4 protein-coding genes are annotated in these 4428 nt (G+C 65.2%); 3 read left to right on the forward strand and 1 reads right to left on the reverse strand.

Features of this window, described 5'->3' with window-relative positions; translation table 11 throughout:
* From QZ994_RS18885 to QZ994_RS18895, 3 genes are all read left to right on the forward strand, one after another.
* On the forward strand, positions 1-210 hold a 210-nt coding region (locus QZ994_RS18885; protein ID WP_290877345.1), incomplete at its 5' end, for a helix-turn-helix domain-containing protein.
* Between the two features lie 7 nt (positions 211-217).
* On the forward strand, positions 218-790 hold the full coding sequence (gene ampD / locus QZ994_RS18890) for a 1,6-anhydro-N-acetylmuramyl-L-alanine amidase AmpD (protein WP_290877348.1): 573 nt from the start codon (positions 218-220) through the stop codon (positions 788-790).
* A gap of 277 nt (positions 791-1067) precedes the next feature.
* Positions 1068-4007 (forward strand): ribonucleoside-diphosphate reductase subunit alpha, encoded by a 2940-nt coding sequence (locus QZ994_RS18895; RefSeq protein ID WP_290877351.1) that lies wholly within the window; start codon positions 1068-1070, stop codon positions 4005-4007.
* 162 nt (positions 4008-4169) lie between these two features.
* Here QZ994_RS18895 and QZ994_RS18900 read toward each other — a convergent pair.
* On the reverse strand, positions 4170-4428 hold a 259-nt coding region (locus tag QZ994_RS18900; protein WP_290877354.1), incomplete at its 5' end, for a hypothetical protein.

Below are 4428 nucleotides of genomic sequence, written 5' to 3' on the forward strand. Positions count from 1 at the left end.
TCCGACCTCGCCAGCCACCTCGACCAGGTCGAGCGCGACATCCTGGTGCGCGCCTTGACCAAGCATCGGCTCAACCGAACGGCCGCAGGCCAAAGCCTGGGCCTCTCGCTGCGCCAGATGCGCTACCGCATGGCCCGCCTGGGTGTGCAGGTCACCGAACAAGGCGTGGTGCTGGGTGAACGCTTCGACCCCGATGCCGATGCCGAATGAGCCCCTGGTGAGCACCGACCTCTGGCAACAGGGCTGGCTGCGCACGGCGCGCCACGTGCCTTCGCCCAACTTCGGCCCGCGCCCCGCGGGCTCCGTGATCGACCTGGCCGTGGTGCACTCCATCAGCCTGCCGCCCGGGGTCTACGGCGGCGACGAGATCGAGCGCCTCTTCACCAACACCCTCGACTGGTCGGCTCACCCCTACTTCGAACAGATCCGCGGCACCGAGGTCTCGGCGCATTTCGTCATCCGGCGCAACGGCGAGGTCCTGCAGTTCGTCTCCGTGCTCGACCGGGCCTGGCATGCCGGGCGCTCCACCTGGGCCGGCCGCGACAACTGTAACGACTATTCGGTCGGCATCGAACTCGAAGGCCTGGAGGACACCCCCTTCGACCCGCCCCAATATGCCGCCCTGGCCACCCTGTTGCGCGCCCTGCGCACCCTCTGCCCGCTGCGCGGCGTCATGGGGCATGAACACATCGCGCCAGGCCGCAAACGCGACCCCGGTCAGGCCTTCGAATGGCCCCTCCTGCAGGCCGATCTGACCTGGCACGACGTGGCCTTTCCGGCTTCGACCTGAGCCATCGGCCCGCCGAAACCCGCGCCAATCAAGGCGCTCCGCGGAGTGCCCCGGCTGTCAAGAGAATGTGCCCGCCATGGCCAAACCATTTTTTTGCCGCCGCCCCTTCAGCCCCCGGCAAAAGCCCGTTATAGTCACACCCGAACACTACTGGTAGTGCCCAAGAGCACCCCAAACACCAGATATAGTGTCCTCACAGTCGGCTCAGACTCCCCTCTGATGCCTGAATTCGCAGGGCCCGCCCCATCCGTGGCCCTGAGATCCTGAAGGGAAATCCATGCAAACGTCCACGCCCAGCACCACGTCGTCCTCATCATCTGCCTTCCCCGTCGGCGCCAGCGCCGCCGCCGAACCCCGTCAGTCGGCTTACGCCGCTTTCCAGATCATCCGACGCAATGGTGCGGTCGTGGCCTTCGAGCCCAGCAAGATCGCCGTGGCCATGATGAAGGCCTTCCTGGCCGTGCATGGCACCCAGGGCGCGGCCTCGGCCAGCGTGCGCGAAACCGTTGACGGCCTCACGGAAGCGGTCGTCCGCGGCCTGCTGCGCTCGCGCCCCAACGGTGGCACCTTCCACATCGAAGACATCCAGGACCAGGTTGAACTGGCCCTGATGCGCGGCAGCCACCACGAAATCGCGCGCGCCTACGTGCTCTACCGCGAACGCCGCTCGCAAGAGCGCGCCAAGATCGCCGAGACCCAGCAGGCCGCCGCCCTGCCCACGCTGACCGTGATCGACCGTGGCCACCGCGTGCCGCTCGACCTGCCCCGCCTGCAGGCCCTGATTGAATCCGCCTGCGAAGGCCTGGGCGCCGACGTCAAGGCCGCGCCCATCCTGGCCGAAACGCAACGCAACCTCTACGACGGCGTCTCCATCGACGAGGTCTACAAGGCCGCCATCCTGGCCGCCCGCACCCGCATCGAGCACGACCCGTCCTACACCTACGCCACGGCACGCCTGCTGCAGCACACCATCCGCCGCGAAATCCTCGGTGACGACGTGATGCACGCCGACATGGCCAGCCGTTACGCCGAATACTTCCCCCAGTTCATCAAGCGCGGCGTGGAAGCCGAACTGCTCGATGAAAAGCTGGCCCAGTACGACCTGGCTCGCCTGGGTGCCGCCCTCAAGTACGAGCGCGACCTGAACTTCGACTACCTCGGCCTGCAGACCCTGTACGACCGCTATTTCCTGCACATCGGCGGTGAACGCATCGAGATGCCCCAGGCCTTCTTCATGCGCGTCGCCATGGGCCTGGCGCTGAACGAAATCGACCGCGAAGCCCGTGCCATCGAGTTCTACGAGCTGCTGTCGTCCTTCGACTTCATGTCGTCGACCCCGACCCTGTTCAACTCGGGCACTCGCCGCTCGCAGCTGTCGTCGTGCTACCTGACCACCGTCCCTGACGACCTGGACGGCATCTACGAAGCCATCAAGGAAAACGCCCTGCTGAGCAAGTTTGCCGGCGGCCTGGGCAACGACTGGACCCCCGTGCGCGCACTCGGCTCGCACATCAAGGGCACCAACGGCAAGTCGCAAGGCGTGGTCCCCTTCCTGAAGGTGGTCAACGACACGGCCGTGGCCGTGAACCAGGGTGGCAAGCGCAAGGGCGCCGTCTGCGCCTACCTCGAATCCTGGCACCTGGACATCGAAGAATTCCTGGAGCTGCGCAAGAACACGGGTGACGATCGCCGCCGCACCCACGACATGAACACCGCCAACTGGATCCCCGACCTCTTCATGCGCCGCGTGATGGAAGACGGTCAGTGGACGCTGTTCTCGCCCGCCACCTGCCCCGACCTGCACGACAAGTTCGGCAAGGACTTTGAAGAGGCCTACACCCGCTACGAAGACAAGGTCGCCCGTGGCGAGCTCAAGCTCTTCAAGCAGATGCCGGCCAAGGACCTGTGGCGCAAGATGCTCTCGATGCTGTTCGAGACCGGCCACCCCTGGATCACCTTCAAGGACGCCTGCAACGTGCGCTCGCCGCAGCAGCACGTCGGCGTGGTGCACTCGTCCAACCTCTGCACCGAGATCACGCTGAACACCAATGGTGGCGAGATCGCCGTGTGCAACCTGGGCTCGGTCAACCTGGCCCAGCACATCACCGACGGGCCCAACGGCAAGCAGATCGACAACGACAAGCTGCGCAAGACCATCAAGACGGCCATGCGCATGCTCGACAACGTCATCGACATCAACTACTACGCCGTCAAGAAGGCCCGTGACGCCAACCTGCGCCACCGCCCCGTTGGCCTGGGCATCATGGGCTTCCAGGACGCGCTGTACCAGCTGCGCACGCCTTACGCCTCGCAAGCCGCCGTCGAGTTTGCCGACCGCTCCATGGAAGCCGTCTGCTACCACGCCTACTGGGCCTCGACCGAACTGGCCGAAGAGCGTGGCCGCTACAGCAGCTACCGCGGCTCGCTGTGGGACCGCGGCATCCTGCCGATCGACTCCCTGCAACTGCTGAGCGAGCAGCGCGGCGGCTACGTGGAAGTCGACACCGCCGTGACCATGGATTGGGACGCCCTGCGCGCCCGCATCGCCCAGTTCGGCATGCGCAACTCCAACTGCGTGGCCATCGCCCCGACCGCCACCATCTCCAATATCGTTGGCGTGGACGCCTCCATCGAGCCCTGCTTCGGCAACCTCTCGGTGAAGTCCAACCTGTCGGGCGAGTTCACCGTCATCAACGAGTACCTGGTGCGCGACCTCAAGGCCCTGGGCATGTGGGACGACGTCATGGTCATGGACCTCAAGCACTTCGACGGTTCGCTGCGTCGCATCGACCGCGTGCCTGAAGAGCTCAAGGCCCTCTACGCCACGGCCTTCGAGGTCGAGCCCGTGTGGCTGGTCGAAGCCGCCTCGCGTCGCCAGAAGTGGATCGACCAGGCCCAGTCCCTGAACATCTACATGGCCGGCGCATCGGGCAAGAAGCTCGACGAGACCTACAAGCTGGCCTGGCTGCGTGGCCTCAAGACCACCTACTACCTCCGCACCGTGGGCGCCACGCACGCAGAGAAGTCGACCGTCTCGCGCGGCCAGCTCAACGCGGTGTCGAGCAACGTGGGCGGCGGCTTCCAAGCCGCCTCGGCAGCCCCTCAGCAGGCCGCGCCTGCACAGGCTCCGCAAGCCGAGGTGGTGGCCGAGCAGGTGCCCGCCACCGACATCAAGTTCTGCTCGATCGACAACCCCGATTGCGAGGCTTGCCAGTAAACCGGGCGTGAGCCCCGATCGGCCGAAAACCCCGATCGCAAGCCACTTGTGCTGAATCAAGACAAGGCCTCGTCAGCTGTCCCAGCGAGCGAGGCCTTGCCTGTCTGAGGTGTCCAATGAGGCCTTCACCGAGGCCCTGTTGACCGCACCAGTGGCCCTCCTTCAGACGCCTTCATGACCTCTTTCGACGTGCGCCAGCAACAAGCACGGATCGGCGATGTCAAGAAGTGCTTGGTGTTTTTCGCAACACCCTTCCATAATCCGCTTCCATAGGATGTTCACCATGTTGGTCTGGGAAGACGATTCCTCCAAATCCACTTCAAACCCCGTTGGTTCTGTGCCCTCTTCGCTTGGCGATGCACGGAACACGCCCGCTTCACCGCTCGCGTCGGGCCTGAACACCGCCCCCACTTTCGCAGCC

The sequence above is a fragment of the Aquabacterium sp. genome (assembly GCF_021768455.1).
GTDB lineage: Bacteria > Pseudomonadota > Gammaproteobacteria > Burkholderiales > Burkholderiaceae_C > Aquabacterium.